The sequence below is a fragment of the Actinosynnema sp. NPDC059797 genome (genome assembly GCF_042732085.1).
GTDB lineage: Bacteria > Actinomycetota > Actinomycetes > Mycobacteriales > Pseudonocardiaceae > Actinosynnema.
The window spans coordinates 1-3726 of the sequence record NZ_JBHWIE010000536.1 but is presented as its reverse complement, the minus strand read 5'-3'; the positions used below and the strand labels follow the sequence as shown (position 1 = coordinate 3726).

Annotated in this window: 3 protein-coding genes; 2 read left to right on the top strand and 1 reads right to left on the bottom strand. The window is 75.3% G+C overall.

The genetic code is table 11. The features are described 5' to 3' along the window. Positions 1–103: 103 nt before the first annotated feature. The gene (locus ACFV4N_RS41210; protein WP_499678127.1) at positions 104–1474 is read right to left on the bottom strand and encodes an NsdA family TPR-like regulatory protein; all 1371 of its coding nucleotides are present in this window, start codon (positions 1472–1474) and stop codon (positions 104–106) included. 885 nt (positions 1475–2359) lie between these two features. Here ACFV4N_RS41210 and ACFV4N_RS41205 point away from each other — a divergent pair. Continuing rightward, entirely contained in the window at positions 2360–3259 is a 900-nt protein-coding gene (locus ACFV4N_RS41205) for an alpha/beta fold hydrolase (RefSeq protein ID WP_499678126.1), read from the top strand. Continuing rightward, the coding region (locus tag ACFV4N_RS41200; protein ID WP_499678125.1) for an FAD-dependent oxidoreductase at positions 3256–3726 on the top strand (471 nt) is incomplete at its 3' end. The genes ACFV4N_RS41205 and ACFV4N_RS41200, both read left to right, overlap by 4 nt.

Sequence of the window (3726 nt, the reverse complement as noted above, 5' to 3'; positions counted from 1 at the left end):
GCCGGCGCCCCCCGCATCCACCGCCCCCCGCCCCGCGCGGCGTCGCGGGGGCCGGGGCGCCCGCGGCGGGCCCCCCCCCCCCCGGCCGCCCCCCACCCCCGGATCAGCCCTCCGCCGGTCCGAGGAGGAGCCGGCGCGCCTCCTCCTGCCTGCCCAGCGCCTCCAGCCGACCGCGGAAGTCCTCCAGCGCGCGGTCGCACTGCGCCGAGCACACGCCCTGGAGCCCTTCCACGGCCCGCAACGCGGTGTGGTGGCCCTGGTCGACCTCGCCCGCCCGCAGCTGCGCCGAGGCCAGGAGCACCAGCCTGAGCCCCCGCCGTCGCGACCGGTCCGGCGGGCAGCCGTGCAGGGCCTCGTCGGCCCACCGCACGGCGGCCGCGGGCTGGTCGAGGTCGCGGGCGCACCGGGCCAGCTCCTCCGCCAGGTACGCCCGGTCGACGTGGGCGGCCCAGGCCGGTTCGCCGTCGGACGCGTCGTGCTCCAGCGCCTCGACCGCCTTGCCGGCGGCCCGCTGGCAGGCCCGCGCGTCGCCCAGCAGGGCGTGCCCCCGGGCCTCGGCCGCGTGGCAGACGGCCCGCACCGCCGGGGTGTTCCGGCCCCGCGACCCCTCCAGGGCCACGCGGGCGAGCTGGACGGCCTCGTGGGGGCTGCCCAGCACGAGGGCCGCCCGGCTCATGCCGGACGCCAGCACGTACCCGCCCATGCCCCGGTCGCCCGCCGCCTGCGTCAGCCGCAGGGCCTGGATGTAGTAGCGCTGGGCGAGACCCGGCCGGCCGGTGTCGACCGCCATGTACCCGGCCAGCTCGGTGAGGCGCGCGGCGGCGCCGAGGAGCTGTCTCCCGGTCGACTCGCCGTAGGAGTCCGCGAGCAGCCGGGAGACGACGCTGTCGAGGTAGTGGATGACGACGGGGCGGATGCGGGTGCTGCCGAAGCGGTGGTCGAGGTCGGCGAACGCGGCGGTCGTCGCCCGCACCACCGCGATGTCGGCCGCGCCCACCGCCGCCGGGCCGTCCCCGGCGACGGTGGCGTCCGGGTCGGCGATCAGCCAGTCGCGGCTGGGTTGCACGAGCACGGACGTGGAGAGCTCCTCCCCGGTCAGCGAGCCGGTGCGGTTGGCGTCGTGGTGCCACAGCGCGCACACCTGGCGCAGCGCGCACGTCAGGACCGGCTCGAACCGCAGCCCCACCGTGGCCGCCGCGTCGGAGTGGGGTGACATGCCGATCTCGTCGACCGTCACCGTGCGGCCCAGCTTGTGCCCCAGCGCCTGGGCGATGATCGCGGGCGCGCGGCCGCGCGGCTGCTGCCCCCGCAGCCAGCGGGCCACCGACGTCTTGTCGTAACGCAGGTCCAGCCCGTGCTCGGCGCCGCACACGTTGACCCGGCGGGCGAGCCCGGTGTTGGAACAGGCCGCTTCCTCCATGACCGCGCGCAGCCGTTCGTTCGCCTTCCGGCCGGTGGGCGGTCGTGCGCCCATAACCATCACGCCTCCTTCGCGTTCCTGCGGGGAACCCGAAACCTGCCGCCGGTGGGTCCGGCGCGCACCCCCCGGGCGCGTGGCCGGTGCGGGAGTCGTGTTCGCGAGGTCGGGAGCCGGTGCGGAGGCGGCGGAGCACCCCGGTGCGGGGCCGACGGTGTCCGTGGTGGGTCAACGCCCGTGCGCGCCGGGCACCACCTCTCCGGCACGCCGCCCCTCGCGTGCCGGAGAGGGTGACCGGGCGTCCGCGCGCGACCGCCGACCGACCGCCGGCCCGACCACCGGGCGCTCCTCCCGGCGGCGTCCCTCCCACCGCCTCGGAGGGGGTGGCGACGCGTGGGGGCAAAAGGTGGTGAAAAATTGTGCGATTATTGACGTCAGAGTTGCCGCGATCGTCTTCCCGAATGCTGCGGGCACGATTCTTACCCCCATTCCATCCCTGTTCCGGACTGTTTCCAGCTAATTGGTCAACTGTGTCGGCAAAGGAAATTAGGGGCGTGGTGAAAACCATGCTAATCGCAGTCCGCAGGGGGTTGGATATAAGCCGATGGGGTGAACGTGGTCGTTTCCCGCGACCTGTGCGGAAGACCACACGTTCGGCCTCTCCAGCGACAACGGGTGACCGGTCCGGTGGAGTGAGGGGCGCTTCGGTCGGAATTCGCCGGTTAGCCGGGTGCCCGCGAATGCCGCGCTGCGAGCGGGCGCGCGCACCACGCCGTGAGCGCGCTCCCGACGACACCCGGTGCGCCTGCCGCCCGCGCCCGCACCGTCCCTACCGTCGGCCTGTCCGAACCCACCTGTCGTCGCGGGACGGTCCCGCACGGTGCTCAAGCGCCCGTGCCGCGCGGCTCGCAGCTTCCGCACAGCCGGAAGACGGGAGACCCCATGACCACCCCAACCGCGGCGCGGCCGTCGGCCGTGGCGGAACACCGGATCACCGTGGACGGCACGGACACCCGCTACCTGACCGCCGGCTCCGGGCGCCCGCTCCTGCTGGTCCACGGCGAGGGGAGTGTGGCCGAGGAGTGGTACGACGTCCTCGAACGCCTCTCCGACGACTACCGGGTCATCGCCGTCGACCTGCCGGGCTACGGCTACACCGAACCGATCCCCGACGCCTCCGCGCGGGCGCTCGCCGCGTTCGTGTGGCGGTTCGCCGCGGCCGCCGGCCTGGAGCGGCCCGTGCTCGTCGGGCACTCGCTGGGCGGCGCGGTGGCGACCCACGCCGCCCTGGCCCACCCGGACCGGGTGCCGGGACTGGTGCTGATCGGCTCCGGCGGCATGGGCCGCGTCATCACCCCGGCCTTCGTCCTGATGTCCGTCACCCCGCTGGGAGACCTGGTGCGGTGGTTGATCCCGCTGCTCCCCCTCGGGCCCAAGCTGCTCACGGCCTCGGCGGCGCTGGTGGGCGCCTGCCGGCCCTGGCGCATCTCCGCGCCCTGGTGGTCCAGCCAGGAGCAGGCGGTCGACACCCCGGGCGTCCTGGACACCACCCTGCGCTCGCACCGCTCGGCGGTCGGCCTCCTGGGGCAGCGGGAACCGCTCCTCGGCAGGTTGCCGGAGCTGCCGATGCCGACCCTGGTCGCCTGGGGCCTCCAGGACCGGCTGCTGCCCTTCTGGCAGGCGATCGGCGCCCGCCTGAGGCTGCGCCGGGGACGGCTGGCGCTGTTCGCGTTCAGCGGCCACCTGCTGCCGATGGAGGCGCCGGACGCGCTGCTCCGCGCCGTCCGACCCTTCCTCGCCGACCTCGACGGCGACCCCGGTGACGAGGGCGGCCGGTCATGAGCGACGCGGCGGACGTGATCGTCGTGGGCGCGGGCCTGGCCGGCCTCGTCGCGACCCACGAGCTGACCAAGGCCGGCCGGCGGGTGCTCGTCCTCGACCAGGAGAACGAGGCCAACCTCGGCGGCCAGGCGCACTGGTCGCAGGGCGGCCTGTTCCTGGTCGACAGCCCCGAGCAGCGGCGGGTGGGCATCAAGGACTCCGCCGAGCTGGCGCTGTCCGACTGGCTGGGCGCGGCCGGGTTCGACCGCGAGCGCGAGGACCGCTGGGCCCGCGCCTGGGCCGAGGCGTACGTCGCCTTCGCCGCCGGTGACAAGCGCGCCTACCTGCGGGGGCTCGGGCTGTCCCTGATGCCGGTCGTCGGCTGGGTCGAGCGCGGGGTGGGCCTCGCGGTCGGGCACGGCAACTCCGTGCCCCGGTTCCACTACACCTGGGGCTCCGGCCCCGATCTCGTCCGGATCTTCCGCGAC